At 51.7% G+C, this 1,047-nt stretch carries 1 protein-coding gene; it reads right to left on the bottom strand.

Annotated features, from left to right (window positions below; all coding sequences use genetic code 11):
• On the bottom strand, nucleotides 1-1,047 hold a 1,047-nt coding region (locus ULO1_RS13390; protein ID WP_242947969.1), incomplete at both ends, for an IS200/IS605 family accessory protein TnpB-related protein.

The following is a 1,047-nucleotide window of genomic DNA, read 5'->3' as shown; positions in this document are numbered from 1 at the left end:
TTCCAGTAACCTATGGTTGAAGTATGCCGGGGTGATACTAACTTGAAAGGCACCCCTTCTTTTGTCGCTCTCCGATACATTACTCCTACCATTTTCGCAAATGGAAAATTGGAAGCCATGCGGTTAAACTTTTTATTAGTGTCCAGTCTGTCTTTGCCAAAGTTCAGGTTTTCTAAAACAATGGGTTTGCCTAAAAAGAAAGCTATATCTACCACTACTTTGGCTAAAACGCCTATCAGGTAGTTACGCCGGAAGCTGGAAGCATGGGCTAAGTCTGGTATTCTGATATAAAGAAAGCCGTTCGGGTAAGGGATAACCTGAAACTCTCCTTCGTACTTGCCCAGGTTGCCGGGATAAGGAACGCTGAAACCCTCCGCCCACGGTTCCGGCTGGCCGGAAGCGCTAACGTTACACAGGGCTACCCCATCAGGGTTTGTGTCTATAGCCAGACAACCTTTAGCAAAGTCCGGTTCCTGCACCCTGACCACTTCAAATGTCAAATGTACCAAATAGCGTCCTTCCAGGGTGCGGATCAGTTCTACCGCATAGGGTAACTTCATGGCCAGCCATATCTGCACCAGTTCCCGGTGTTTTTCCGGCAGCCACAACTTGCCCTCAACCCTGGGGGCCTGGCTCATCCTGGGGCGACCAAGTTTATCTATACCTGTCTGTTCAGAAAGGTGGGATAAGGAAACCGCCAGGCGGAAGTCCTGTTCGTCATAAAATATCTTAATGTTGGGGTTGCCTCCCTTGCTCTCGTCTCCCCGGGAGTAGAGGCGGTTCCTGCGGGCGTGCCGCCATTTTTCACGGGCGGCCCGGCCCTGGCAGACCTTTTCCCACAGCCTTCTGCCCCCAAAGACTACCTCTGGTATTGTCCCCTTCTCCTGGTAATCCTTCAGTTCAGCCAGCCTCTTTGCGAGTGAAACCACCCGATTGTTCCGCCCCTTGACTGCCAGGCGGAGCTTTTCAATAACTTCTGAAGCAGCCCCCTTTTCCTCTGCCTTCGCCAGTTTCCTCATAGCCAGGCTGAGTTTCTTCCTGGCCCGA

This window comes from Carboxydocella sp. ULO1 (assembly GCF_002049255.1).
Classification (GTDB): domain Bacteria; phylum Bacillota.
The sequence above is the reverse complement of the archived record's forward strand: the minus strand, read 5'-3'. Positions and strand labels throughout refer to the sequence as shown.